At 63.9% G+C, this 25,390-nt stretch carries 20 protein-coding genes and 1 pseudogene; 15 read left to right on the forward strand and 6 right to left on the reverse strand.

The annotated features are described in order from the left end of the window. Positions 1–141 precede the first annotated feature (141 nt). From SINAR_RS1000000135730 to SINAR_RS0123685, 5 genes are all read left to right on the forward strand, one after another. Positions 142–291: a hypothetical protein gene (locus tag SINAR_RS1000000135730; RefSeq protein WP_028001380.1), complete on the forward strand. Its 150-nt coding sequence runs from the start codon at positions 142–144 to the stop codon at positions 289–291. Beyond that, positions 288–1,229, forward strand: coding sequence for a site-specific tyrosine recombinase XerD (xerD, locus tag SINAR_RS0123670; RefSeq protein ID WP_028001381.1), 942 nt, complete (start codon positions 288–290; stop codon positions 1,227–1,229). The genes SINAR_RS1000000135730 and xerD overlap by 4 nt, the downstream gene beginning before the upstream one ends. A gap of 63 nt (positions 1,230–1,292) precedes the next feature. Next, the gene (locus SINAR_RS0123675; RefSeq protein WP_028001382.1) at positions 1,293–2,246 is read left to right on the forward strand and encodes an acetyl-CoA carboxylase carboxyltransferase subunit alpha; all 954 of its coding nucleotides are present in this window, start codon (positions 1,293–1,295) and stop codon (positions 2,244–2,246) included. A 237-nt stretch (positions 2,247–2,483) separates the two neighbouring features. Further along, on the forward strand, positions 2,484–3,926 hold the full coding sequence (locus tag SINAR_RS0123680; protein WP_028001383.1) for a L,D-transpeptidase family protein: 1,443 nt from the start codon (positions 2,484–2,486) through the stop codon (positions 3,924–3,926). Continuing rightward, positions 3,926–4,174 carry a sulfurtransferase TusA family protein gene (locus SINAR_RS0123685; RefSeq protein ID WP_028001384.1) on the forward strand — a complete coding sequence of 83 codons (249 nt, stop codon included), beginning with the start codon at positions 3,926–3,928 and terminating at the stop codon, positions 4,172–4,174. The genes SINAR_RS0123680 and SINAR_RS0123685 overlap by 1 nt, the downstream gene beginning before the upstream one ends. 178 nt (positions 4,175–4,352) lie before the next feature. Here SINAR_RS0123685 and SINAR_RS0123690 read toward each other — a convergent pair whose 3' ends face one another. Beyond that, on the reverse strand, positions 4,353–5,498 hold the full coding sequence (locus tag SINAR_RS0123690) for a CobW family GTP-binding protein (protein WP_028001385.1): 1,146 nt from the start codon (positions 5,496–5,498) through the stop codon (positions 4,353–4,355). 12 nt (positions 5,499–5,510) lie between these two features. After that, positions 5,511–6,593, reverse strand: a complete 1,083-nt coding sequence (locus tag SINAR_RS0123695; RefSeq protein WP_028001386.1) for a D-alanyl-D-alanine carboxypeptidase family protein — start codon at positions 6,591–6,593, stop codon at positions 5,511–5,513. A gap of 248 nt (positions 6,594–6,841) precedes the next feature. Between SINAR_RS0123695 and SINAR_RS0123700 the strand changes: the two genes are divergently transcribed. Together SINAR_RS0123700 and SINAR_RS0123705 are read left to right on the forward strand one after the other, a co-directional pair. Beyond that, complete coding sequence (locus tag SINAR_RS0123700) at positions 6,842–8,005, forward strand: M20 aminoacylase family protein (RefSeq protein ID WP_028001387.1); 1,164 nt, start codon at positions 6,842–6,844, stop codon at positions 8,003–8,005. Positions 8,006–8,028: 23 nt separating this feature from the next. After that, positions 8,029–8,493, forward strand: coding sequence for an Lrp/AsnC ligand binding domain-containing protein (locus SINAR_RS0123705; RefSeq protein ID WP_028001388.1), 465 nt, complete (start codon positions 8,029–8,031; stop codon positions 8,491–8,493). A gap of 134 nt (positions 8,494–8,627) precedes the next feature. Here SINAR_RS0123705 and SINAR_RS0123710 read toward each other — a convergent pair whose 3' ends face one another. After that, positions 8,628–9,674 carry an NAD(P)-dependent alcohol dehydrogenase gene (locus tag SINAR_RS0123710; RefSeq protein ID WP_028001389.1) on the reverse strand — a complete coding sequence of 349 codons (1,047 nt, stop codon included), beginning with the start codon at positions 9,672–9,674 and terminating at the stop codon, positions 8,628–8,630. Between the two features lie 221 nt (positions 9,675–9,895). Here SINAR_RS0123710 and SINAR_RS0123715 point away from each other — a divergent pair, with 221 nt between their 5' ends. Continuing rightward, positions 9,896–10,837 (forward strand): AraC family transcriptional regulator, encoded by a 942-nt coding sequence (locus tag SINAR_RS0123715; protein WP_028001390.1) that lies wholly within the window; start codon positions 9,896–9,898, stop codon positions 10,835–10,837. A 52-nt stretch (positions 10,838–10,889) separates the two neighbouring features. Here SINAR_RS0123715 and SINAR_RS0123720 read toward each other — a convergent pair. After that, positions 10,890–11,431 (reverse strand): annotated as a pseudogene (locus SINAR_RS0123720) (Lrp/AsnC family transcriptional regulator). A gap of 42 nt (positions 11,432–11,473) precedes the next feature. Here SINAR_RS0123720 and SINAR_RS0123725 point away from each other — a divergent pair. Both SINAR_RS0123725 and SINAR_RS0123730 read left to right on the forward strand, forming a co-directional pair. Then, entirely contained in the window at positions 11,474–14,530 is a 3,057-nt protein-coding gene (locus SINAR_RS0123725; protein ID WP_028001392.1) for an aminotransferase class III-fold pyridoxal phosphate-dependent enzyme, read from the forward strand. A gap of 105 nt (positions 14,531–14,635) precedes the next feature. Continuing rightward, on the forward strand, positions 14,636–15,646 hold the full coding sequence (locus SINAR_RS0123730) for an amino acid ABC transporter substrate-binding protein (protein ID WP_028001393.1): 1,011 nt from the start codon (positions 14,636–14,638) through the stop codon (positions 15,644–15,646). 135 nt (positions 15,647–15,781) lie between these two features. Here the strand turns inward: SINAR_RS0123730 and SINAR_RS0123735 are convergent, their stop codons facing one another. Together SINAR_RS0123735 and hutC are read right to left on the reverse strand one after the other, a co-directional pair. Then, positions 15,782–18,712, reverse strand: a complete 2,931-nt coding sequence (locus tag SINAR_RS0123735; protein ID WP_028001394.1) for an aminotransferase — start codon at positions 18,710–18,712, stop codon at positions 15,782–15,784. A gap of 30 nt (positions 18,713–18,742) precedes the next feature. After that, complete coding sequence (gene hutC / locus SINAR_RS0123740; protein WP_028001395.1) at positions 18,743–19,486, reverse strand: histidine utilization transcriptional repressor HutC; 744 nt, start codon at positions 19,484–19,486, stop codon at positions 18,743–18,745. A 128-nt stretch (positions 19,487–19,614) separates the two neighbouring features. Between hutC and hutF the strand changes: the two genes are divergently transcribed. From hutF to SINAR_RS0123765, 5 genes are all read left to right on the forward strand, one after another. Continuing rightward, positions 19,615–20,988 carry a formimidoylglutamate deiminase gene (gene hutF / locus SINAR_RS0123745; RefSeq protein ID WP_028001396.1) on the forward strand — a complete coding sequence of 458 codons (1,374 nt, stop codon included), beginning with the start codon at positions 19,615–19,617 and terminating at the stop codon, positions 20,986–20,988. 34 nt (positions 20,989–21,022) lie between these two features. Further along, positions 21,023–22,057: an ABC transporter substrate-binding protein gene (locus SINAR_RS0123750; RefSeq protein WP_028001397.1), complete on the forward strand. Its 1,035-nt coding sequence runs from the start codon at positions 21,023–21,025 to the stop codon at positions 22,055–22,057. A 143-nt stretch (positions 22,058–22,200) separates the two neighbouring features. Then, positions 22,201–23,058 (forward strand): ABC transporter permease, encoded by an 858-nt coding sequence (locus SINAR_RS0123755; protein ID WP_028001398.1) that lies wholly within the window; start codon positions 22,201–22,203, stop codon positions 23,056–23,058. Then, entirely contained in the window at positions 23,051–23,878 is an 828-nt protein-coding gene (locus SINAR_RS01000000133820; RefSeq protein WP_050577541.1) for a quaternary amine ABC transporter ATP-binding protein, read from the forward strand. Before SINAR_RS0123755 ends, SINAR_RS01000000133820 begins: the two co-directional genes overlap by 8 nt. Next, entirely contained in the window at positions 23,871–25,382 is a 1,512-nt protein-coding gene (locus SINAR_RS0123765) for an HAL/PAL/TAL family ammonia-lyase (protein ID WP_028001399.1), read from the forward strand. Before SINAR_RS01000000133820 ends, SINAR_RS0123765 begins: the two co-directional genes overlap by 8 nt. Positions 25,383–25,390: the final 8 nt, after the last annotated feature.

Raw genomic sequence — 25,390 nt, forward strand, 5'->3', positions numbered from 1 at the left:
CAGTGCGTGCCCGTTCATATAGATCACGCATCCGCGCCAGCGAAACGCCCCTCGACTGCAGCGATCATGGTGACGCTTCGAACAGACTGCATGATCCGACGCCGTAGCGTTCGTTTCCGGCGCCATGCAGAGGAGACTGAAATGCCAACCCTCTTCCGCTTCCTGTTCATCTGCGCCGTCGCGGCCGGCATGGTCTATGGCACGATGGTAGCGCTCGTCGCCTTCGTCAACCCGGTGGAGCGGGACGTGACGGTGCGTATTCCGTCGGAACGGGTCAACAAGCCGCAATGACGGATATGTCCGGAGCCTATCTCGAAGCCTTCCTGGAAATGATGAGCGCCGAGCGCGGGGCGGCGGCGAACACGCTGCAATCCTATGAGCGCGATCTGGAGGATGCGCTTGCCTTCCTGCGCTCCCGCGGCACGGGGCTCACCGACGCTTCCGCCGACGATCTGAGGAGCTATCTCTCCCACCTCGCCGGCCAAGGCTTCAAATCGTCGTCGCAGGCGCGGCGGCTCTCGGCCCTCAGGCAGTTCTACAAGTTCCTTTATGCGGAGGGGCTTCGCACGGATGACCCGACCGGGATCCTCGATGCGCCGAAGAAAGCCCGCACACTGCCGAAGACGCTCAGCATCGAAGACGTCACCAGGCTGATCGGCCAGGCGGAAGCGGAGGCGAAGTCCGGCAACGGCGACGCGATGGCGAAGCTGCGCATGCACGCCCTGATCGAGCTCCTTTATGCGACAGGCATGCGCGTCAGCGAGCTCGTGTCGCTGCCGGCAAGCGTGCTTGCGCAGAACGGGCGGTTTCTCATAATTCGCGGCAAGGGTAACAAGGAGAGGCTCATACCGCTGTCGCAGGCGGCGATCCGGGCCATGCGGGCATATGGCGAAGCACTGCAACAAGCGGCCGACGGCGCGGACAGCCCCTGGCTGTTCCCCTCCTATGGCAAGACCGGCCATCTTCCGCGGCAGGTCTTCGCGCGCGACCTGAAAAGCCTCGCCGCGCGGGCAGGCATCCGGGTGGCGGCGATTTCGCCGCACGTGCTGCGCCATGCCTTCGCCAGCCATCTGCTCGCCAACGGTGCCGATCTTCGCGCCGTGCAGGAACTGCTCGGCCATTCGGACATTTCCACGACACAAATCTATACGCATGTGCTGGAAGAACGGCTTCACGACCTCGTGCAGAACCATCACCCCCTTGCCAAACAGGCGAAAAAACAGGATTAGGTCCGCCGGACGGATTGGCTTGGCAGGGCGGCCCTTGTCGGAAAAGGATCGGAAACGCGTCTGATGCACAATTATCTCGACTTCGAAAAACCCATCTCTGATCTCGAAGGCAAGATTCTCGAACTGAAGAAGCTCGCCAGCGAAGACGAGAGCGTGAACACATCAGACGAGATCGCCCGATTGGAAGGGCGCGTCCGCGATGCGATGGCCGAGATCTATTCCAAATTGTCTCCCTGGCAGAAGACTCAGGTCGCTCGCCACCCCTCGCGTCCGCATTTCCTGGACTATGCCTCGCGCCTCTTCACCGAGTTCACGCCGCTTGCCGGCGACCGGAATTTCGCCAATGACGACGCGATCCAGGCGGGGCTCGCCCGCTTTCACGGTGCGCCTGTCGCCGTCATCGGCCAGGAGAAGGGCAACGACACCAAGTCGCGCATCAAGCACAATTTCGGGAGCCCCCGCCCCGAGGGTTACCGCAAGGCGACACGCGTAATGGAGATGGCCGACCGCTTCGGCCTGCCGCTGATTACGCTGGTCGATACCGCAGGTGCGTATCCGGGCGTCAACGCGGAGGAGCGGGGCCAGGCCGAGGCGATCGCCCGCTCGACCGAAATGTGCCTCAACGTCAAGGTGCCGATCGTCACTGTGGTGATCGGCGAAGGCGGCTCGGGCGGAGCGATCGCGATTGCCACCGGCAACCGCGTCTACATGCTGGAGCACGCGATCTACAGCGTGATCTCACCGGAAGGCGCGGCCTCGATCCTCTGGCGCGACTCAGCCCGCGCCAAGGAGGCCGCGAGCAACATGAAGATCACTGCGGAAGACCTGAAGTCGCTCGGCGTCATCGACGGAATAATCCCGGAGCCCATCGGCGGAGCTCACCGCGATCCGGACGCAGTCATCAGCCGCACGGAGACGGTGATCGGCGACGCTCTCAAGGAGCTTTCCGCACGCAATGGCGACGAGTTGCGGACCGATCGGCGGCAGAAATATCTGAATATCGGACGTAACCTCTGATACGGCCCTGCCCCGCGCCGATCCGAACCATTGCGATTATTCCTGGCGGTCGGCAACCGGAAATCGGACTGTGGCCAAATCTTGGCCATATTCATGAGGTCATGAGAGATGGCCATTCGCAGGGGGCGCCTGCACGGTTAAGAATTCGTGAAGAATAATGACGTACTGATTCGTTGACGCCTGTCCCTTTTGGACGGACGTGCACGGATAGAATGTGGCTAGAACGGGCTTTTGCCGATGCGTTTCAGGAACCTTGTCCTCATCGCCGCTGTCGCTGCCGCTCTTGCGGGCTGCACCAACGAGACGCTCGATTCCGTCAACCTGTCATCCGTCAAGAACAAGACCGAGTACCAGCTTTCCGGCAAGATGGTCACAAAGATGCGCGAGCTGGGGATGCAGAAGACGTCCCCGATCCTGTTGCGCATCTTCAAGGAAGAAGGGACGCTCGAAGTCTGGAAGGCGAACACCGCGAACCGGTTCCAGCTTCTGAAGAGCTACAAGATCTGCGCCTGGTCGGGCAAGCTCGGGCCCAAGGTGAAGGAGGGAGACCGGCAGGCGCCGGAAGGATTCTATCCGCTCTATCCGCACCAGATGAACCCGAATTCGAGCTATTACCTGGCCATCAATACGGGCTATCCGAACACCTATGACAAAGCCAACGGCCGCACCGGCACGCATCTGATGATCCACGGTGCCTGCTCTTCGGCGGGCTGCTATTCGATGACGAACGAGCAGATCATCGAGATCTTCGCGCTCGCCCGCGACGCGTTCAAGGGCGGCCAGGAAAGTGTGCAGCTTCAAGCCTTCCCCTTCCGCATGACGGCGGAAAACATGGCGCGCCACCGCGACAATCCGAACATCGAATTCTGGAAGATGCTTAAGGCCGGCTACGACCAGTTCGAAGTGACCAAGCGCCCGCCGGCAGTGAATGTCTGCGAGAGGAAATACGTCTTCAATCAGCAGGCCGAGGGGCAGTTCAATGCGGCCGGCCAGTGCCCTGCCATGACGACGCCGCCGGCGCTGCAGATGGCGATGGCGAGCTACGACAAGGACTATCGGCGCGACTACGAGAAGGCATTGAAGAAATTCGACGGCATGGTCTGGTATGAGCCGACCGAGGCCGAGCGCAAGGCAGTCGTCGCCGATCAGCGCAAGGGCCGCGAGCTTGCCTATGCGCCGACCGGCACCTCGCTCGATGCGGGCAAGCTGCTCAAGGTAAGCGATCTCGAGAAGAAGCTTGCCGAACAGAAAGAGGCCGAGGAAGCCAAGCAGGCAACCTTGATCCAGAAGGAAGCGCTGGAAAGGGCAGCCCGCGAAGGCAAGGGCCTGCCGGTGCCGCAGGCCAACCCGCTCGAGCGCCCCGTGGAGCAGGCAGCGGTGCAAGCCGAGCCCGCGAGGAAGTCGCTCTGGGGCCTGTTCTCCCGCAGCGAGCCGGCGGCCGCGCCAGCCGCGGCCGCCGCCGAGGCTGCCGCGCAGCAGGGCGCAGACCAGCCGGCCGCTCAACAACCCGCACAAAGCCAGCCGCAAGCCGCCGCCAGCGGGCAACAGGCAGCACCGCCGCCGCAAGACAGCGCTCAGGTGGCCGCCGCTCCCGCCGGGAATGCCCAAGAGCAGACACCCGAACAGCGGCCTGCCGAGCAGCCGAAGAAGCGCCCGTTCTGGAAACTCTGGGGCAATTGATGCCCGAGGAGACGAGGCTGCGCTACGATCTGAGGGGGCTGAAATGCCCCCTTCCCGTTTTGAAGACGCGCAAGCGAATGGAAAATCTGGCGCCCGGCGCTCTCATCGAGATCGAAACGACCGACCCGCTGGCCGTGATCGACATTCCGCATTTCTGCAACGAGGACGGGCACTGGCTGGAGCAGGCTGAGCCGATCGCAGGCGGACATCGTTTCGTCATTCGCAAGCGGTGCAGCCAACCAAGTTAAAGCACTCCCAGGAAAGGTGTGCGCAACGGTTTCCGTGCGGAACTGAGCCGCGTAGTGTCAAAAACCCAGCTCCACTTGTCTCCTCGTCCTTTCGTGCGCGAGGTGTTGCCGCTGGTGGAGCCTGCCGGGCACCGCGGCGAAGCGGGGAGGCGCTTCGAAGAAAGCCCGGCCGGAGCCGTCAGAACTTCATCCCCGGCACCGCAAGGGGGTTGCCCGCGAGCGCCTGCGCATCCGGTCGGTCGACCCGCGGCTTGCCGGTAAAGGCGTCGAAGAGGTCACGCACGAATGCTTCCTCCAGGCCTTTGGTGATCAGCACCATTCGCGTGCGGCGATCGGCCGGATCCGGCCAGGCGGCAAGCCGTTCCGGCGCGTGGAAGACCGACTGCACGCCGTGCAGCACCACCGGCCGCTGCGGATTGTCGGAGACGGAAACGATCGCCTTCATGCGCAGGAGCTTTTCTCCATGGGCCGAACGCAGGAGGTCGATGAACATCTCCAGCGCCATCGGTTCGATCGGCCGGTCATGCACGATGCTGAATGAGCGGATGTCGGAGCCATGACGATTGACGTCGTGATGGTGGTGATGGTGATGGTGGTGGTGACCGTCATCATCTTCATGATGGTGATCGTCGTGATCGTGGTCCGCATGGGCCTCGTCCTGAAGCCAGCGGCCGACATCGGCGAGCTTGGTCGAGGCGTCGTAAAGACCGCAGGCGAAGAGATCCGCCCGGGCCGCCTCCTCCGTGTCGCCGTCGACGATCGGCGCGCGCGGGTTGAGATCCCTGAGCCGCGCCTCGAGCCTGCCGATCCCGTCGCCTTTCGCGAGCCCGGTCTTGCTGATCACCAGCCGGTCGGCCACCGCGACCTGCTTCATGGCTTCCACATGATTGGCGATCGTCTGCTCGCCATTGATCGCATCGACGACGGTGACGACGCCGTCCAGCCGAAAATTCTGGGCAAGCACGGGATTGCCGAGGACGGATTGAAGCACCGGTGCCGGATCGGCAAGGCCGGTGGTTTCGATGACCACGCGCTTCAGCGGCTTGATGCGGCCGGTCTGCATCCGGTCCATGAGATCGGCGAGCGTGTCGACGAGCTCGCCGCGCACGGTGCAGCAGAGGCAGCCGTCGGAAAGCTCGATGACGCCGTCGCTCGACGCCTCGACCAGGAGGTGGTCGATTGAGACATCGCCGAACTCGTTGATGATGACCGCCGTGTCGGCAAGCGCCGGATCCTTGAGCACCCGGTTCAGGAGGGTCGTCTTGCCCGCGCCGAGAAAGCCGGTAAGGATCGAGACCGGCACCACCGGCGTTGGACCGTTCATGAGAGACTCCGTTCAGAAGCTCGGGCGCGGAACCGGGATCGGCACATTGGCGATCTCGACCGCGTCGCCCTGCGCCGTGGCATCGCTGTCCGCCTTTGCAGTCTTGTCGTTGCTGCCCGGAATGAGTCCGGCGAAGGCAAGTTTCAGCGGGCGGTCGATCTCATGGATATAGGGCGAGAGCAGTTTCTGCCGGCCGGCCTCGTCGCGGCCCTCGCTGCGCACCTTCGCCGCCTGCTTCGAGCAGATCTCCTTGCTGATATCGGCAACCGCCTCGCGTGTTTCGCCATAAGGCACGATCTCCGCAAGCGACGGCTTGCCCGTGCTCACCGTGGTAAGTGCCATCTGCAGGAGCCGGGCCGACTCGTCGGCGCGCGCTGCAAGACTGTCTTCACCGAGCACGACCGACACCACCCGGCGGCCGCCGCGGCTCGCCGAGGAGACCTGATTGAAGCCCGAGGCGCAGATGAATCCCGTCTTCATGCCGTCCGCGCCATCGAAGCGGCCGATCAGCATGTTGTAATTGGGATAGTCCTTCTTGCCGGTGGTGAAGCCTTCCAGCGCGAAATAGGATGCATATTGCGGAAACTCGCGCTTCAGCGTGACCGCAAGGACCGCAAGGTCCCGGGCGGTCGTATATTGCCCCTGGCCGGGCAGGCCGTTGGGGTTGATGAAGCGCGACGAGGTCATGCCGATGCGACGTGCCTCGGCGTTCATCTTCTCGATAAAGGCCTCCTCGGATCCGCCGACCGTCTCAGCGATCGCGACGGCGACGTCGTTTGCCGACTTTACCAGCATCATCTTCAACGCGCTGTCGAGCGTCATCTTCTGGCCGGGCTTGTAGAACATCTTGCTCGGCGGCTCCGAAGCGGCATTCTTGGACATGACGACCGGGCTTTCCAGCGTCAGTCGTCCCTCCTTGATGGCACGGAACGTCGTATAGGCCGTCATGAGCTTGGTGAGCGATGCCGGATACCATCTCTGGAAGATGTCCTGATGCTCGTAGATCTTGAGCGTATCGACGTCGATCACCAGTCGCGGATTGGCCGACGCAGGCAGCACCGCAGCCAAGAAGACTGCGCAAGTCCCCGCGAGCATGCCCATCCTGCTCAGTCTGTCGCCTGACGAGAATCGTGCTATCGCCACAATCCAAACCTCGAAATTCCGGAGTTGCCTCGTATCGTCCCGCTATTTAGCCTATATGGCAAGGAAATGGCAAAGCCCATTCATTCGGCTGCCGCGTCAATCCACCGCCGGACACTCCAGCGGCGAAACTTCAGTCCGACGCAGCAGCCGGGCCCCAAGCGCCGAACGACAGTGAACAAACAGACCGACAGGAACGAACAATGCCGATTCTAAACCGTGCCGCCGACCTCAAGAACGAAGTGACCGAATGGCGGCGCTACCTGCACCAGAACCCGGAGCTCCTGTTCGCGGTGGAAAATACGGCCGCCTTCGTCGAAAGAAAACTGAGGGAATTCGGCGTTGACGAAATCGTGACCGGCCTCGGCCGGACCGGGGTCGTCGGCCTCATCCGCGGCAGTCGCGGCCCGGGCCGCACCGTTGGGCTCAGAGCCGACATGGACGCCCTGCCGATCACCGAAGCAAGCGGCAGGGCCTGGTCCTCGACGACCCCCGGCAAGATGCATGCCTGCGGCCATGACGGCCATACGGCCATGCTGCTCGGCGCGGCAAAATACCTCGCCGAAACACGTAACTTTGCCGGCAATGTCGCAGTGATCTTCCAGCCGGCCGAGGAAGGCGGCGGCGGCGGCAACGAGATGGTGAAGGACGGCATGATGGAGCGCTTCGCTATCGAGGAAGTCTACGGCATGCACAACATGCCGGGAATGCCGGTCGGCCACTTCGGCGGCCGCGTCGGCCCGATCATGGCCTCCACCGACGAGTTCACCATCACCGTCAAGGGCCGCGGCGGCCACGCCGCTCAGCCGCACAAGACGATCGACCCGATCGCCATTGGCGCCCAGATCGTCAACGCGCTGCAGACGATCGCCTCGCGCACCGTCGATCCGCTTGCCTCCATCGTCGTCTCCGTCACCAAGTTCAATGCAGGCTTCGCGCACAACGTCATCCCCGAGCAGGCCGTACTCGCCGGCACGGTCCGCGCGCTGGCGCCGGAAGTGCGCGACACCGGCGAAGCCCGGATCCGCCAGATCGCCGAGAACATCGCCGGAGCCTATGGCGGCACGGTCGACGTCTGGTACGGCCGCAACTATCCCGTGACCGTAAACCACGCCGCCGAGGCCGGCCATGCGCTTGCCGTCGCCGCCACCGTCGCGGGGGAAGGCAACGTCGATGCAGCGCTCGACCCGATGATGGGCGGGGAGGACTTTTCCTATATGCTGCTCGCGCGGCCGGGCGCCTTCATCTTCATCGGCAATGGCGATACGGCGGGGCTGCACCATCCGGCCTATGACTTCAACGACGAGGTCATCCCGCACGGAATTTCCTATTGGGTGAAGCTCGCCGAAGCACGGCTTGCCGCCTGAGGCATGCAAAGCGGGAGGCGGCCATGCACCAGATCGACAAGACGGACAGGAGAATCCTCAATATCCTGCAGGCGGACGGGCGGATTACCAATCTGGAACTGGCGGACCGGATCGGGCTTTCCCCGACCGCGACCAGTGAGCGACTGAGGCGGCTTCTGAAGGAAGGCTATGTCTCCGGCTTCGGCGCGCGCCTCGACCCGCACAAGCTCGGCTTCGGGCTCCTGGTCTTCATCGAAGTGATGCTCGACAAGACGACGCCGGAGGTCTTCGACCAGTTCGCGGCCGCTATCAAGCAGGCGCCCGCGGTGCTCGAATGCCACATGGTGGCCGGCGGCTTCGACTATCTCGTCAAGACCCGCTTCGAAGACATGACCGCCTACCGAAATTTTCTCGGCCAGGTGCTTTGGACGCTCCCGGGCGTCAAGGAGACCCGGACCTATGCGGTGATGGAGGAGATCAAGAACGACGGGCCGCTGCCACTGCTTTGACCCGCGGCAACGGCCCGCTGGAGGGGATAAGGAAGTGTGTGGGTTTCCCGCCCGCATCCCGAGTATCGACTTATCAGAATCGATCACGTTCATGATCTCAGGTCGACCCGACCTGAGATCCTCGTGATACGGGCTCAGGCCTTGAGCGACTCCATGTCGATCACGAAGCGGTAGCGCACGTCGCTTCTCACCACCCGCTCATAGGCCTCGTTGATCTGCTCCATGCGGATCGTCTCGATCTCCGAAACGATGCCGTGCTCGCCGCAGAAATCGAGCATTTCCTGCGTCTCCTTGATCGAGCCGATCATGGAGCCGGAAATGCTGCGCCGCGCCGGCACGAGCGAGAAGGCATGTACCGGCACCGGGTTCTCCGGAATGCCGACCAGCACCAGATCGCCGTCCACCTTCAGGAGGTTGAGATAGGCGTTCCAGTCGATCTCGGCCGCCACCGTGCAGATGATCAGGTCGAAGCTGCCGGCGAGCTTTGTGAAGGTCTCCGGATCCTTGGTTGCGTAGTAGTGATCCGCGCCGAGCTTAAGACCGTCCTCCTGCTTTGAAAGCGTCTGGCTGAGCACCGTGACCTCCGCGCCCATCGCATGGGCGAGCTTCACGCCCATGTGGCCGAGACCGCCCATGCCGACGATCGCCACCTTCTTGCCGGGACCGGCCTTCCAGTGACGCAGCGGAGAATAGAGCGTGATGCCGGCGCAAAGCAGCGGCGCGGCCGCATCGAGCGGCAGGTTCTCCGGAATGGAGAGCACATAGCCTTCCTTGACGACGATGTGGTCGGAATAGCCGCCCTGGGTCGGGGTCTTCCCGTCGGCCTCCACGCCGTTATAGGTCACCACCAAGCCCGGCAGGTATTGCTCGATGTCAAGGTCGCGCTTGGCGCAGGTCGTACAGGAATCGACGAAGCAGCCGACACCCACCCGGTCGCCGATCTTGAATCGGGTGACTTTGGATCCGATCGCCCTGACGATGCCGACAATTTCATGGCCCGGCACCATTGGGAAGGTCGAATTGCCCCATTCGTTGCGGGCCTGGTGGATATCGGAGTGGCAGACGCCGCAATATTTGATGTCGATCACCACATCGTCCTCGCGCGGCTCGCGGCGTTCGAATGTGAAGGGGGCGAGCGGTTTCGATGCGTCCGTCGCCGCATATCCTCTTGCAATGGCCATGGGTCTGTCCTTCATGTCTGGGAGTGGCGCGCCCGTCGCTCTATGGACCGCAGGCGGCAGGGCGGACTATGCTGTCTCACAAGGCCATTGCGTTAGTGCGATCCTGCAAAACTTTTGCACGATCCTGCGAGAATCACCGATACCAAGTGGCGGGATGGCGCCGGCCACCTATCTGCTTCCCGTCTTCGAACGGAACTAAGGCATTGGAAAGACCATTGAATATGACAGCAACACAGCGCATGCCGCGTCAGGAAATGATCGACATCATTGCCCGGATCGCCGAAGAGGACGGCGATCATCCGACGATCGTGCCCGGGCTCAGCGTTCATCGGCATTCCGCTTCGGCGAAGCTGAATTGCGCCGCCTACAAACCAAGTCTGGCGATCATCGTCCAGGGGGCCAAACGTGTCGTGCTCGGCGAGGAAACCCTCGTCTATGGCGCCTCGGATTATCTCCTGACCTCGATCGACCTGCCGGTTCTCTCTCAGATATCGCTCGCTTCGCCCCAGGAGCCCTATCTCAGCATGACGTTCCCGGTCGACACCGCGCGACTTCCGACGCTCCTCGACGCGATCGGCCCCGAGACTGCGAAATCTCCGGGCTCGACGCGCGGCATGGCGGTCAGCAAACTGACGCCCGATCTGGAGGACACGGCACTTCGGCTGCTGCGGCTCCTCCACCGGCCGGATGACATCGCGGTGCTGTTGCCCCTGATCGAGCAGGAGCTCCTGTACCGGCTGCTGCTCGGGCCGCACGGCGCCAGACTCCGCCAAATGGCCACCACGGAGAGCCAGCCGCACCAGATCGGCCGGGCGGTTGCCTGGTTGAAGGAGCACTATTCCCGGCCCTTGCGCATCGACGACCTTGCAAGCCGCGTCAGCATGAGCGTTTCCTCGCTCCATCATCATTTCAAGGCGATCACGGCGATGAGCCCGCTGCAATACCAGAAGCAGCTCCGCCTGCAGGAGGCACGGCGCCTGATGCTGGAGGAGCATTGCGACGCCGGCGATGCCGGCCACAAGGTCGGCTATGAGAGCCAGTCCCAGTTCAGCCGCGAATATGCCCGCCACTTCGGCGAGCCCCCGATGCGCGATGTCGGCCGCGTCCGCCGCAGCCTCATCGGCCGCACCATCGGCGAGGCGGAGATGCTGAGCGAGGGCTAGAGCGGCATGAGGGAAAACGCGTGCGGTTTTCCGCCCGGAAGAGCGTAGCTGCTCAGCTTCGTTCGATGTCGCGGCGCAGCACGATCGACGTCGTCAGATCCTCGACATTGTCGAGCTGCGCGACCTCGTTGCGCAGTTCGTTCAGCGCATTGATCGAAGCGACCTCCACCTCCACGACGAGATCGAGCTGGCCGCTGACCGAAGAAACGCGCCTGACCGAGGAGAAGCCGGCGAGCCTGTCAAGTACGCCGAGCGAGGGCGTCCGCTTCAGCGTCACCAGCAGGAAGGCCCCGATCTGCCCTTCCTCCAACTGGCCTATATCGGCGCGATAGCCGCGGATGACGCCGGCCCTCTCGAGCCGCGCGACGCGCTCGGCTGTCGCGCTGCGCGACAACCCGATACGCCCGGCAAGCGATTTCATGGGAATGCGCGCCTCGCGGCTCAGAATGCTCAGGATCGTTCGGTCTATCGCGTCGATTTCCAGCCTCCTGCGGCGGGCGAGAGGGTTGCGGAGCGGTTGCCGAGCGGCGCCGGCAAGAGGACGGTTATTATAAACAAAATGCCGGTGCAACCGGCGAAATGCCGGATGCACACGTCGCATGGGCGTGCAACTCTCATTACAGGAACGAGGGTGCCATGAACGATATGCTGAAAACGACGCCGGACTTCACGACCGAGGAAGCGCAAGCGCTCCTCGTGCAGCACTTCGGCTTGAATGGATCGCTTACGCCGCTGGACAGCGAGCGGGACCAGAACTTCAAGATCGACACCGGCGAGGGCCGCAGCTACATTCTGAAGATCATCAACGGCGCGGAGCCGGAAATCGAAAGCGACTTCCAAACGGCGCTTTTGACGCATCTCGCCGTGAACGCGGACGACCTTCCGGTACCGCATCTGCAACCGACCTTGTCCGGCGAAAGTCTCGCGACAACGAGCAGCAGCCACGGCCTCGTTCACCGGTTGCGGCTGGTCAGCTGGGTCGAGGGCGTACCGCTCGCCCAATCCGATCGGACCGACGCGGCCCTTCGATCGCTCGGCCGCACACTCGGCCGCTTCGACGCTTCGCTCAAGGGCTTCATGCATCCGGGCGCCCTTCGCGATCTCGACTGGGACATCCGCAATGCCGCGCGCTCCGCCGGGCGGCTCGGACATGTCGCCGATCCGCAGGATCGCGCTCTTCTCCAGCGCTTCCTCGACCGGTTCGAAACGCGGGTCGCCCCGCGGCTCCCGATGCTGCGCTCCGCCGTCATCCATAATGACGCAAACGACTGGAACGTCCTCATCGCCGAGGACGACCGCGACCACGTTGCCGGCATCATCGATTTCGGCGACGCCCTCTACGCGCCCGTCATCGCCGAAGTGGCGATCGCGGCCGCCTATGCCGGTCTCGACCATCCCGATCCGATCGGCGCTGCGTCTGCGATCGCCAATGGTTATCATGGCGAATACCCGCTCCTCGAGGAGGAAGTCGACCTCCTCTTCGACCTCATAGCCATGCGGTTGGTCACCTCGGTGACGATCTCGGCGTCGCGCCGGGCGCATACCGGCGACAATCCCTATCTCGCCGTCAGCGAAAGGCCGGCCTGGGCTCTCCTGCGAAAGCTCGACGCGATGAATCCGCGTCTGGCCACCACGATTTTGAGGCACGCCTGCGGTTTCGAGACGGTTGCGGGCGCAGGCGCCATCACCGCCTGGATCGGGCAAAATCGCAAAAGCCTGTCGCCGCTTCTCGATCGCCCGGCCGCGACCTATCCCGCCGCTCTGGTGCCCTATGGCGATCCGGCGCATCCGATGACCGTCAGTTCGGCGGCCGCGCGGCCGCATGAAGCCCAGTCGGTCTGGGAGGAGCATTGCCGCAGGGCCGGCGTCGAACTCGGCATCGGCCCCTGGGGCGAAGCCCGCACCGTCTATTCGGGCGAGATGTTCGTCTCCCGCCTGATCGAAGAGACACGCCGCACGCGCCATCTCGGCCTGGACCTCTTCATGGCCGCTGGCACCAAGGTCCATACGCCGCTTGCAGCCATCGTCGCGAGCGTCGAGATCGAGAAGGATCCGCTCGGATACGGTTGCCTTGTCGCGCTGCGCCATGAACCGGACGGTTGCCCGCCTTTCCTGACGCTCTGGGGCCATCTTGCCCACGAGGCCGTCGGCCGGCTGAAACCCGGTGACCGGCTGGAGGCCGGCGCACTTGTCGGCGAAATGGGCGCTCCGGAAGAGAACGGCGGCTGGGCGCCGCATCTGCACCTGCAGATATCCACCGACACAAGCCTCCCGGCGACGGACATCCTCGGTGTCGGCGAGGAGCGCTATCTCGACGTCTGGGCGGAGCTTTTCCCCGACGCGAGCACATTTGCCGGCATTGCGCGGGAATTCTACGACCAGACCGGCCGTCCCCACGGGGACATCATCAGGCTGCGAAAAGAGCTGCTTCTGCCGAACCTGTCGATCTCCTACGAGAAGCCGATCAAGTTCGTGCGCGGCGAAGGCGTCTGGCTGATCGACGATCGCGGCCGCGCCTATCTCGACTGCTTCAACAATGTCTGCCACATCGGTCACGCCCATCCGGCCGTGGTGGAGGCGTTGGCCCGGCAAGCAGGGACGCTCAACACCAACACGCGCTATCTGCACGACAACATCGTCGCCTATGCCGAGCGGCTGACTGCGACGATGCCGAAGGAGCTCGCCGTCGCCGCCTTTGCCAACAGCGGCTCCGAAGCCAACAGCCTCGCCCTGCGCCTGATGCGCGCGCACACCGGCCGCGAAAACGCCGTCGTGCTGGACTGGGCCTATCACGGCACGACGCAGGAGCTGATCGATCTCAGCGCATACAAATTCCGCCGCAAGGGCGGAAAGGGCCAGAAGCCGCATGTTCACGTGGCGCCTGTCCCGGACAGTTACCACGCGCCGGCCGATTGGCCGGTCGAGGAGCACGGCAAGCGCTTCGCCCAAAGCGTCGCCGAGCTTGTCGCGGCGATGCGTGTCCGAGGCGAAGCGCCGGGCTTCTTTCTCGCCGAATCCATTCCGAGTGTCGCGGGCCAGGTGTTTCTGCCGGATGGCTATCTCAAGGAGATCTACGGTTTGGTTCGGGAGGCCGGCGGCATCTGCATCGCCGACGAGGTGCAGGTCGGCTTCGGCCGGGTCGGCAGCCATTGGTGGGCGTTCGAAACGCAAGGCGTCGTCCCTGATATCGTCACCATGGGCAAGCCGATCGGCGACGGTCATCCGCTCGCCGCGGTCGTCACCACCCGTGAGATCGCCGCGTCGTTCGACAATGGCATGGAATATTTCAACACCTTCGGCGGCAACCCGGTATCCTGCGCCGTCGGTCTCGCCGTGCTCGACGTCATCGAAGGCGAGGACCTGCGCCGCAATGCGCTCGATATCGGCAATTATCTTCTCGCCGCCTTCCGGGACATGCAGGAGCGCCACGAAGTCATCGGCGACGTTCGCGGGCTCGGCCTGTTCCTCGGCATCGAGCTTGTCCGCGACCGCGGGACCAGGGCACCGGCGACGGAGATCGCCCGGGCCGTCGCGAACGGCGCCCGGCAACGCGGGGTGCTGATGGGCACGGAGGGTCCGCATGACAATGTCCTGAAGATGCGGCCGCCGATGATCTTTTCGAAGCGCGACGCGGATTATCTGATCGCCGTGCTCGAGGAGACTTTCGAAGCCGTGCTGGCGCGAAGCGGATAAGCCGCGCCCTGGACTACTGACATCATCGAACAACCGGACCAATCCGGCGCGCGACGCGCGTTCCGGAGCCCGATAGTTGCGTCTCAAAAAGGAGGAGAACGGACGATGAAAACCGCAATTCTGGGACTCTTTACGGCGGCGCTTCTTGGCGGCACCGTTACGCAGGCCGCGACCCTCGACGGCGTCAAGGAGCGCGGCGAGCTGCGTTGCGGCGTGAGCCAGGGCGTGCTCGGCTTCTCGGCTCCGGACGAAAAGGGCGAGTGGTCCGGCTTCGACATCGATTTCTGCCGTGCGGTCGCGGCCGCCACCCTCGGCAGCGCGGACAAGGTGAAATATGTGCCGCTTTCGACCAAGGAGCGCTTCACCGCGCTGCAGTCCGGTGAGGTGGACCTGCTGTCACGCCAGACCACCTGGACGCTTTCGCGCGATGCGGACCTCGGCATGAGCTTCGTCGGCGTGACCTATTACGACGGCCAGGCCTTCATGGTGCGCAGCGATATCGGCGTGAACAGCGTAAAGGAACTCTCGGGCGCCTCCGTCTGCACCGAGACCGGCACCACGACCGAACAGAACATGGCGGACTATTTCAGCGCCAATAAGATCGAGTACCAGGTGATCGCCTTCGAAAAGGCGGACCAGACGATCCAGGCCTTCAACTCGGGCCGCTGCGACGTCTATTCGACCGATGCCTCCGCGCTCTATTCGCAGCGGCTGACGCTCAACGATCCCGACCGCTTCATCGTCCTGCCGGAGGTCATTTCGAAAGAGCCGCTCGGTCCTGCCGTCCGCCAGGGCGACGACCAGTGGTTCAAGGTCGTTCGCTGGACGCTCTTCGCGATGATAGAGGCGGAGGAACTGGGCATTACCCGCGAAAACGCCGCATCGCTCCTCGAAACCGGAAACACCGCGCAAAAGCGCTTCCTCGGCATCGACAACGAAGCCGGCAAGGCGCTCGGGCTCGATCCGAAATGGGCCTATCGGACGGTGGCGGCGGTCGGCAACTACGGCGAGGTCTTCGAGCGTCACCTCGGCCGGGAGAGTGCGCTCAAGATCGATCGCGGGCTGAACAAGCTCTGGAACGACGGCGGCCTGATCTACGCGCCGCCGGTCCGCTGAGCTGGATCGCGATGATTTTAGGTCAGGTCGATCTGAAATCATGAACGTGATCGGGACGCGGGCGGAAAACCGCACATAGTTTTCCTGATCCCGCTCTGAAATGGCGTCGCCGCGAATTCCGGCGGCGCATCTTTTCTACCATCCCTCTTCGAGCACCCGGCTCAGCATATCGGCGAAGAAGTCGGCGCTTTCCCGGGCGAGGCAGAGTGGCGGCTTGATTTTCAGGACGTTCAGATGGTCTCCGGTCGGCTGCATGATAATGCCGAGATCAAGCAGGCGGTCGCAGATCGCCGCCGTCTCTTCGGTAGCAGGTTCGAGCGTTTCGCGGTCACGGACGAATTCGAGGCCCAGATAAAGTCCCATGCCGTGAACGGCGCCGACGAGCGGGAACCGTTCCGCAAGCGCCTCGAGCCGGCTCTTCAGATGGGTGCCCACCGTGCGGGCATTTTCCTGCAGCGCCTCGTCGTGAAGGATGTCGAGGACGGCCAAGCCTACCACGGAGCTGACAGGACTCCCCCCGGCGGAAGAGAAGAAATAGCCTTCCTTCTCCAGCGCATCGGCTATTTCGCGGCGGGTGATGACGGCGCCCAGCGGATGGCCGTTGCCCATGCCCTTGGCGACAGTAATGATGTCAGGCACGACGCCCTGTTGCTCGAAGCCCCAGAAATGATGCCCTAGCCGACCGTAGCCGACCTGCACCTCATCGGCGATGCAGACCCCACTCCTCGCTCGGACCATGGCGTAAACCGCTTCCAGATAGCCGGGTGGCAACGGAATTCCGCCGGCATTGCCGTAGACCGGTTCTGAAATGAAGCCGGCGAGCCTCCCGACCTTCTCGTCCAATTCAGCGAGCTTCTGGGACACGGCCTCGACATAATCGCCTGTCGACCCCTCCCCGCGGAACCGGCCGCGATAGGTGTTCGGCGAAACGACGGGATGGACCCAGTCCGGGCGCGTGGTCAGCGCCTGCGGATTGTCGGCGACCGAGGTGGAGACGGCGTCGCTCGCGACCGTCCAACCGTGATAGGCCTCGAGCAGCGAAATCATGTTGCGCGCTCCGGAATGGGCCCAGGCGAGCCGTATGGCGAGATCGTTCGCCTCCGATCCGCTGTTGACGAGAAAGACCGTGTCGAGCCCTTCCGGCGCAAGCGCCGCAAGGCGCTCCGAAAACTCCGTCACGGCGGCATAGTGGAAGCGCGAATTGGTGTTGAGCAGAGACCATTGCCGCCCGACCGCAGCCGACAGCCGCGGATGCCCGTGTCCGACGAGCGTGACATTGTTGACCATGTCGAGATAGGCGCGCCCTTCGACATCGAAGAGATGTTCCTTCCAGCCGCGCTCGATCTGCGGCGGCGTCCGGTAATAGTTCTTCTGCGGGCGCGCAAAGTGCCGGCGGCGGCGCTCGAGGAGCCCGGCCGCGTCCGGCAAGGGCGCATCGCAGTCGATACCCAGAAGCGGCGCAGGCGACGGGCAGAGCCGGCGCCATGCCTTTGCCTGATGCGACGCAGCGAAGGCGGGCGGATCGACTTCCGCCACGCTGCAAAGCTGGACCCGCATGAATCCCAAGGCAGACGGATCGCCGGGGACCACCCCGATCCGTGCGCCCGCCTCGAACGCGTCTCCAGCGAGATCGGCCGCCTCGACGCCGTAAAGGTGGAGATGGAGACGTTCACCCGAGAAGATCAGCTTGCCGCCGCGCTGGCGGAGCCGGCCGGCAAAAGGCGCGTGTACGGCGGTCTGCCCATGCAGGCACAAATCCACGTGGAGGGCGAATGTCCGGGGGGCGCTTGCCTGCAGGGGCCTCGTTTCCGTCAGCCGGTACTCGCCGTAACGCGTGGCCGCGGCACCGGCCGCGCGCGCCGCCGACTGCAGGAGCAGCGCTTCGGTGTCTTCGTAATGCCAGCGATCGGCGGGAAGGTGCGGACCGAGCGGGGAGAGATCGACGATGCCGGTATCTGCGGGATCGAGGTCGGGCAGCAGATTGCCGCCGATCTCGGCCGGAGCGACCAGCGGCGCCCTCTCCACCGCCTCGCTGATCGCATGCTCCATGAGTTCGATAGGCACGGAAACGGCAACGTCGAAGATTTCCCGCTCATGCGCGGCGTTGCCTTCCGCGTAGGCGTTTCCCGGATCGACCTCGAGCTGCTTGGCCGAGCTTGCCACGAGAACGCAGGCGCGCGCGACGATCAGCGGCCAGAGCGCCTTCAATTCTGCATCGGTCAGCGGGCAGACGGCATGGAACGCCTTCACCGCCGGCAGGATATGGAAGGGATCGCCGCCCGCGTGGTGCAGCAGCGATGCGCAGGTAGCGGCGAGATCGGCGACGACCCAGCCCCTCAGCACGTCGCCGAAATCGATGACGCCGTCCGGGATGAGGCGCCCGCGCCGGTCCGCCCGGCTCACCACATTGTCGTCGGTGACGTCCTGATGGATCGCCTGCAGGCGCAGCTCCGGCATCAGCGGCTGGACCCTGCGCATGGCGCCGACCATCGCCTCGGCGATGCGCTTGCGCAGATCGACGTCGGTCATGGCCGAAAGCAGATGAAGCGCGACAGGCCCCGCCCTTCTCAGGTCCCATTGCAGCTCTCGCTCGAGCCCCGGATGATCGAAATCCTTGAGTGCGACGGCCAACCGGCCAGCAACATCGCCGAGGGCCGCCACGGTTTCCACAGCCAGGTATCTGCGGCGCGTCAGAGGCGTGCCTTCGAGATAGGTGAGCAGGCGGAATCGGCACGTTTCCTCGCGAACGGCTGCGGTAATGATTTCCTCGCCGCTCAGAGCGGGCACGACTTCTGGCACTTTCGGAGCGTCGGGCCTGGTGCCGACATGCCGCAACGCGGCATTCTGGGCTTCGATCTCGACCCGGGCATAGTCGGCACGCGCGATCTTCAGGACGAAACGCCCCTCGCCCGTGTCGACGCGGTAATTGCGATCCTGCTGGCTGCCGAGCTCGGTGAGATCGCCCGAAAGACCGTAATGTTGGGTCAGGATTGCCTTCGCCTCTTCGATCGACACGTCCGGTCTCGCAAGCTGCGTGCGGCGCTTCAGCAGTTCGTCTTCCATCATTTCCTTCCCGTCTCTGCGACGGTGCCTCTCTTACTGCGAAATACCTTCCAGACGATAGCGCGTGCCCGGATAAACAAGCCGCGCAACCGTCACATTGGCAGCTTCAGACCAGGTCCGGCGGCGGATCATCAGGCACGGTTCGCCCCGGCCGATTGAAAGGAGTTTGCATTCCCACGGCTTCGGCAGCACGGCCTCGACGATCTGTTCCGTCCGCGTGATCGGCGCGACCAACGTCAGATAGACGTTCGGGGTCATGCTGATAAAATCCTGTTCCAGGTAACTGGGGCAGATTGCGGGATTGACGAAACGGTCTTCGATCTGGATCGGAACGTCGTTCTCTGCGTGGACGATGATCGAGTGGAACACCCGCGCTTTCGTCGCGAGCCCGAGCGCCTCTGCGATTTCGGGGCTTGCCTGGTCTTCCTCGAGGAGCGTGATCCGCGAGGTATGCCTGTGGCCGCGCTCATGTATCTCGTCGGCGATATTTCGCACTTCCAGAAGGGCCGTGCTGCCTTTGCGGGCGGCGACGAAGGAACCTACCCCTTGGACGCGGGTGATCGCGCCCTCGCTCGCCAGCTCGCGAAGCGCGCGATTGGCGGTCATCCGGCTGACGCCGAGATCGGCGACGATATCGTTTTCGGACGGTATGCGATGGTGCGGCGGCCACTCGCCGCTTTCGATACGGCTGCGGATGAACTGTTTTACTGCTTCATAGCGCGGCACAGGCCCGTCGTCGAAGACCGTCCTATCGCTCTTGCGCCCCAATACCGCCATTCGATGCTCCACTACGGCCGGCCGCAGCCGGCCCGGCAAATCAGCGATTGTTTTCCTTTATTTCCAACTTGCGCGCCACAAGAAAATATCTATAGTTCCATATACAACCACGTACAGGAACGGCTCTCATGACAGTTTCCTCCGCTCACCGGCTGTTTGCCGATCAGGCGCTGCTGCCGACCGGCTGGTCCGAGAACGTCGCAATCTCCGTCGACGAGGCGGGACGCATCCTCGCAGTGGAAGCTGGACAGTTGAAGGCGGCAGGCGACGAGCACCTGTCCGGTCCCGTTGTCCCCGCGATGGCCAACCTGCATTCCCACGCCTTCCAGCGTGCGATGGCCGGTCTTGCGGAAGTGGCCGGAGCAGGCGACGACAGCTTCTGGACGTGGCGGGAGGAGATGTATCGCACCGTCGCCCTGGTCGATCCGGATGACGTCGAGGCGATCGCCGCAAAGCTCTACGTGGAAATGCTGAAAGGCGGCTTCGGCCGGGTGGTCGAGTTCCATTACCTTCACCATCAGCTCGACGGCACCCCTTACGCGGACCCGGCAGAAATGTCGCTGCGGATATTGAAGGCCGCTCAGGCGAGCGGCATCGGCCTCACCCATCTGCCGGTCTTCTACGCTCACGGCAATTTCGGCGGAGCAGCGCCGAATGCGGGCCAGCGCCCGTTTCTCCATGATCCGGATCGGTTCCTCGCGCTTCTCGACCGGCTCTCGCCCGCTTGCCATGCGACCGGCGCCACGCTTGGCTATGCCATTCATTCCCTGCGGGCCGCGACGCCTGAGGAAATGCGCGAGATCCTGGATTCGTCGCCCCTCTCCGGTCCCGTCCACGTCCATGTCGCCGAGCAACCCCGCGAAGTGGAGGATTGCCTGGCCTGGAGCGGCCGGCGGCCCGTCGAATGGCTCCTCGACAACATGCCCGTGGACGAGCGCTGGTGCGCGATCCACGCGACGCACATGACGCCCGATGAGACGAAACGGCTCGCCCATTCGGGAGCCGTTGCCGGCCTTTGCCCCGCAACGGAGGCAAATCTCGGCGACGGAATTTTTCCCGCGGTCGATTTTCTCGCGGCAGGCGGCCGCTTCGGGATCGGCACCGACAGCCATGTCGCGACCAGCGTCGCGGAAGAGCTGCGGCTCCTCGAATACGGCCAGCGACTGCGCGACCGCCGGCGCAACCGGCTCGCCGCGCCCGGCGCCTCCGTCGGCAGGACCATCTTCGATGCGGCGCTCGCAGGCGGCGCCCAAGCGGCCGGAGTGGAAAATCCGGGCATCCGCGTCGGAGGCAGGGCCGATTTCGTCGTCCTCGACGGTTCCAACCCCTATATCGCCGCGGCAAGCGGCAACCAGATTCTCGACCGCTGGCTCTTCGCGCTCGCCGGCGATGCGGTCCGCGACGTCATGGTCGCGGGCGAATGGAAGATCCGTAACGGACGACATGACCGGGAGGAAGACATCGACCGCGCCTTCGCGCGCGTTCTGAACAAGCTCAAATAGCAATCGAATCGCGATTTAAAAAAGGGGAATGCGCATGTCGATCAGCACAATGAAACGCACCTTCGCTGCAGCCGGCCTGATGCTGGCGGCATCCGCCGGCGGCGCCAATGCTTCCTATTGCGGCGACGGCAAGACCGTGACCTTCGCCGGCATCGACTGGGAGAGCGGAGCCTTCATCACCGAGGTCATGAAGACGATCCTTTCAAAGGGATACGACTGTCAGGTCGATTCGATCCCCGGCAATTCCGTGACTCTCGAGCAGGCAACCGCCAACAACGACGTGCAGATTTTCGCCGAGGAATGGCTCGGCCGCTCGGACGTCTGGAACAAGGCGGTCGAAGAGAAGAAGGTGGTTGCGGTCGGCAAGACCTTCGTGGGCGCCAGCGAAGGCTGGTTCGTACCGGACTATGTCGTCCACGGCGATCCCGGCCGCAATATCGAAGCCAAGGCGCCGGATCTGAAGAGCGTATCACAGCTTACCGATCCCAAGATCGCCGAGATCTTCGCCGATCCGGAGGAGCCGTCCAAGGGCCGCTTCCTGAATTGCCCCTCCGGCTGGACCTGCGAAGGCGTGAGCACTGCCAAGCTCGAAGCCTACAAGCTCGATGAAGCCTATGTGAACTTCCGCCCCGGGACGGGGACGGCCCTCGATGCGGCGATCACCTCAGCCTATCTCCAGGGTGAGCCGATCCTCTTCTATTACTGGTCGCCGACCGCGATCATGGGGAAGTTCAAGCTGATCCAGCTCGAAGAGCCGGCCTATAACGAAGCCTGCTGGAAGGAACTGAGCAGCGCCAGCGGAAAACGGGACGAAGGCTGCGCCTTCCCCTCCGTCGATGTGGCCTATGGCGTGAACAGCACCTTCGCTTCTGAAGCTCCGGAAATCGTCGAGATCCTTGAAAAGGCAACCTTCCCGCTAGATGAGGTCAACGCCAGCCTCGCCTATATGGCCGATAACCAGGTCGACTCCACGGCGGCGGCCGCCGAATTCCTGAAAACCAAGGTCGATATCTGGGGCAAATGGGTCTCGGACGAGGCGCGCGGCAAGATCGAAGCCGGCATCAAGTAACGGCGGCCCCATGCTGCCGGCGATCGCCAGCGCCTCGCCACCAGGCGGGGCGCTGCGACCGTAGGCAAAAGGCTGCCCCCCCCCCCCCCGGGCCAGGAGGGCATCGGCTAACCGCCGCCCGCCTGAACAAGGAACGACATCCGATGTTTCCGGACTCTCTCAATCTTTCGATCCGCGCGCCGGTGAACGACTTCGTCCAGGCGCTCGTCGCCAATTATGGCTGGGTGTTCAAGGCGATCAGCGGTGTCATCTTGAAGGCCGTTCTGTTCATTGAATGGATCCTTCGCGGCCTGCCCTGGTGGCTCGTCATTCTAGCCTTCATGGCGCTCGCCTGGCGAAGTTCGCGGCGGTGGTCTCTGACGCTGGCCGTGGGCGCGTTGCTGATCGCAGTCGGCATCCTCGGGCTCTGGGACCTGACGATGCAGACGCTCGCCCTGATGCTGATGGCGACCATCGTCTCGGTGGTGATCGGCGTGCCCATAGGGATCCTCGTCGCCAAGAGCCGCGTCGTGCGCAGCATCACCTTGCCGGTGCTCGACGTCATGCAAACCATGCCGAGTTTCGTCTATCTGATCCCGGCGCTGATGCTCTTCGGTCTCGGTAAGGTTCCGGCGATTCTCGCCACCATCATCTACGCCGTCCCGCCGCTGATCCGGCTCACCGATCTCGGCATCCGCCAGGTCGACGCGGAAGTCGTCGAGGCTGCAACGGCGTTCGGCGGCAGCCCAGGACAGATTCTCTTCGGCGTCGAACTGCCGCTTGCAACGCCGACCATCATGGCCGGCCTGAACCAGACGATCATGATGGCGCTGTCGATGGTCGTCGTCGCCTCGATGATCGGCGCGCGCGGTCTCGGCGAACAGGTGCTGAACGGCATTCAGACGCTCGACGTCGGCAAGGGCCTGGAGGCCGGCATCGGCATCGTCATTCTTGCGATCGTGCTCGACCGCATCACGCAGGGCTTCGGCAAGCCCCGGACGGAGGACGCGCGCAATGGCTGATATCGAGATCCGCAACGTCTACAAGATATTCGGGCAGGACGCGAAGAAGGCCCTCGCCATGGCCAGGGACGGCCTCGATAAAGCCGATATCCTGTCGAGGTCCGGCTGCAGCGTCGGCCTCAACGATGTCAGCCTGAAGATCGGCGCCGGCAAGATCTTCGTGATCATGGGCCTCTCCGGATCGGGCAAGTCGACGCTGGTGCGCCACATCAACCGGCTGATCGAACCGACGAGCGGCGAGGTCCTCTTCGACGGCAAGGACATTCTCAGTCTCGGTGCGAAGGCGCTGCGCGCCTTTCGCATGCGGCGCGTCAGCATGGTCTTTCAGAGCTTCGCCCTGATGCCGCACAGGAGCGTGCTGCAGAATGTCGTCTACGGCCAGCGCGTGCGCGGCGTGTCGAAGGACGATGCCAGCGAAATCGGCATGAAATGGATCGAGACGGTGGGCCTCTCCGGCTATGAGGCGAAATTTCCCCATCAGCTCTCGGGCGGCATGAAGCAGCGTGTCGGCCTCGCACGGGCGCTTGCTGCCGATACCGACGTGATTCTGATGGACGAGGCTTTCAGTGCCCTTGATCCGTTGATCCGCGGCGACATGCAGGACCAATTGCTGCAGCTGCAGCAGAACCTCGCAAAGACCATCGTCTTCATCACGCATGATCTCGACGAGGCCCTGCGCATCGGTTCGGAGATCGCGATCCTGAAGGACGGCCAGGTCGTCCAGGTCGGCGCCCCGAACGATATCCTCGACAACCCCGCCAATGACTATGTCGCCCGGTTCGTCCAGCGCCGGCACGAAAGGCCGCAGACCCATGCGTGAACCGATCTCGGTCGACGGACCGCTTAGCTGGCGAAACATCGCTTCCATCGCCGAGGGCGCTCGCCTGGACCTGTCGGCGCCGGCGCGCCAGCGGATCGCCCACGCCCGCGGGATCGTCGATTCCCTGGTGGGGCGCGGCATCCGCGGTTACGGCATCAACACCGGCGTTGGCGCGCTTTGCGATGTCATCATCAGTCGCGAGAACCAGCGGACGCTTTCGCGCAACATCATTCTGAGCCACGCTTGCGGCGTCGGAGATCCGCTCGGCCGAGTGGAAACCCGGGCGGTCATGACAGCACAGATAGCCAACTTCGCTCACGGCTATTCCGGCGTGCGGACCGAGACGGTCGAGACGCTCCTGGCGTTGCTCGACGCCGACATCATGCCTGTCGTTCCGTCGCGCGGTTCGGTCGGATATCTTACCCACGCCGCCGCGATCGGCCTCGTTCTGATCGGCCACGGGTCGGCCATGCAGGGGACGGAGAAACTGAGCGGCGGCGAGGCTCTTGCCCGCCTGGGGCTCACGCCGTTGCAGCTCGAGGCGAAAGAAGGTCTGAGCCTCGTCAACGGGACTCCATGCGCAACCGGGCTGGCGGCGCTGGCGCTCGCACGTACGGAAAGGCTGTTCGCCTGGGCGGATGCAGCCGCGGCGATGACCTATGAAAATCTCGGCAGCCAAGCCAATGTCTTTGCGGCATGGCCCTTGGGGCTCCGGCAATCCCCCGGCCTGAGCGCGGTCGGCGCGGGATTGCGTGACTGGCTGGCGGAAAGCCCGATGCTCGCAGATACGGCCGGCACCCGCACCCAGGATCCGCTGAGCCTCAGAGCCGTGCCGCAGGTGCATGGCGCCGCCCGCGACGCCTTTGGTCAAGTGGCCGAAATCGTCGACCGCGAACTTGCGAGCGTGACCGACAACCCCGCCGTCGCCGGCTCGCCGGAAGCACCCGAGGTGCATTCGCAAGCCCATGCGGTCGGCGCCGCGCTTGGCCTTGCAATGGATAGCCTGGCCGTCGCAGTGGCGGAAGTCGCGGCAATATCCGAGCGCCGTATCGACCGGCTCGTGAATCCTCTGGTGAGCGGTCTCCCCGCCTTCCTGGCTGGCGACGGCGGCGTTTCCTCGGGTTACATGATCGCGCAGTACACGGCTGCTGCACTCGTGGCGGAAAACCGCCGTCTGGCGGCGCCCGCCAGTCTCGACGGCGGCATCACCTCTGCGCTTCAAGAGGACATACTCACCCACGCGACGCCTGCCGCCTGGAAGGCGCTCGCGGTCGTCGACAATCTCGAGCTGATCCTGGCGATCGAACTGCTTGCGGCCGCTCAGGCCTATGACCTGCAGCCGCAAGTGCGGGGCAAGGCGCAACGCACCGCCGCCCTTTACCGGCGCATACGCTCAGCGATCCCCGCCTATCGCGACGATCGCCCGATGAGCGAAGACTTCGACCGGATGCGGCGGCTGATGCAGGATCCGGCCGATAGCACGGCGGGCCGTAACCCGCTCTGAACAAGGAA

The sequence above is a fragment of the Sinorhizobium arboris LMG 14919 genome (genome assembly GCF_000427465.1).
Classification (GTDB): Bacteria; Pseudomonadota; Alphaproteobacteria; order Rhizobiales; family Rhizobiaceae; genus Sinorhizobium; species Sinorhizobium arboris.

What these genes read in the sequence shown, in the direction of transcription:
- SINAR_RS1000000135730 (WP_028001380.1), top strand. Translation starts at nt 142, where the DNA reads ATGCCAACCCTCTTCCGCTTCCTGTTCATCTGCGCCGTCGCGGCCGGC.
- xerD (WP_028001381.1), top strand. Translation starts at nt 288, where the DNA reads ATGACGGATATGTCCGGAGCCTATCTCGAAGCCTTCCTGGAAATGATG.
- SINAR_RS0123675 (WP_028001382.1), top strand. Translation starts at nt 1,293, where the DNA reads ATGCACAATTATCTCGACTTCGAAAAACCCATCTCTGATCTCGAAGGC.
- SINAR_RS0123680 (WP_028001383.1), top strand. Translation starts at nt 2,484, where the DNA reads ATGCGTTTCAGGAACCTTGTCCTCATCGCCGCTGTCGCTGCCGCTCTT.
- SINAR_RS0123685 (WP_028001384.1), top strand. Translation starts at nt 3,926, where the DNA reads ATGCCCGAGGAGACGAGGCTGCGCTACGATCTGAGGGGGCTGAAATGC.
- SINAR_RS0123690 (WP_028001385.1), bottom strand. Translation starts at nt 5,498, where the DNA reads ATGAACGGTCCAACGCCGGTGGTGCCGGTCTCGATCCTTACCGGCTTT.
- SINAR_RS0123695 (WP_028001386.1), bottom strand. Translation starts at nt 6,593, where the DNA reads ATGCTCGCGGGGACTTGCGCAGTCTTCTTGGCTGCGGTGCTGCCTGCG.
- SINAR_RS0123700 (WP_028001387.1), top strand. Translation starts at nt 6,842, where the DNA reads ATGCCGATTCTAAACCGTGCCGCCGACCTCAAGAACGAAGTGACCGAA.
- SINAR_RS0123705 (WP_028001388.1), top strand. Translation starts at nt 8,029, where the DNA reads ATGCACCAGATCGACAAGACGGACAGGAGAATCCTCAATATCCTGCAG.
- SINAR_RS0123710 (WP_028001389.1), bottom strand. Translation starts at nt 9,674, where the DNA reads ATGGCCATTGCAAGAGGATATGCGGCGACGGACGCATCGAAACCGCTC.
- SINAR_RS0123715 (WP_028001390.1), top strand. Translation starts at nt 9,896, where the DNA reads ATGACAGCAACACAGCGCATGCCGCGTCAGGAAATGATCGACATCATT.
- SINAR_RS0123725 (WP_028001392.1), top strand. Translation starts at nt 11,474, where the DNA reads ATGAACGATATGCTGAAAACGACGCCGGACTTCACGACCGAGGAAGCG.
- SINAR_RS0123730 (WP_028001393.1), top strand. Translation starts at nt 14,636, where the DNA reads ATGAAAACCGCAATTCTGGGACTCTTTACGGCGGCGCTTCTTGGCGGC.
- SINAR_RS0123735 (WP_028001394.1), bottom strand. Translation starts at nt 18,712, where the DNA reads ATGATGGAAGACGAACTGCTGAAGCGCCGCACGCAGCTTGCGAGACCG.
- hutC (WP_028001395.1), bottom strand. Translation starts at nt 19,486, where the DNA reads ATGGCGGTATTGGGGCGCAAGAGCGATAGGACGGTCTTCGACGACGGG.
- hutF (WP_028001396.1), top strand. Translation starts at nt 19,615, where the DNA reads ATGACAGTTTCCTCCGCTCACCGGCTGTTTGCCGATCAGGCGCTGCTG.
- SINAR_RS0123750 (WP_028001397.1), top strand. Translation starts at nt 21,023, where the DNA reads ATGTCGATCAGCACAATGAAACGCACCTTCGCTGCAGCCGGCCTGATG.
- SINAR_RS0123755 (WP_028001398.1), top strand. Translation starts at nt 22,201, where the DNA reads ATGTTTCCGGACTCTCTCAATCTTTCGATCCGCGCGCCGGTGAACGAC.
- SINAR_RS01000000133820 (WP_050577541.1), top strand. Translation starts at nt 23,051, where the DNA reads ATGGCTGATATCGAGATCCGCAACGTCTACAAGATATTCGGGCAGGAC.
- SINAR_RS0123765 (WP_028001399.1), top strand. Translation starts at nt 23,871, where the DNA reads ATGCGTGAACCGATCTCGGTCGACGGACCGCTTAGCTGGCGAAACATC.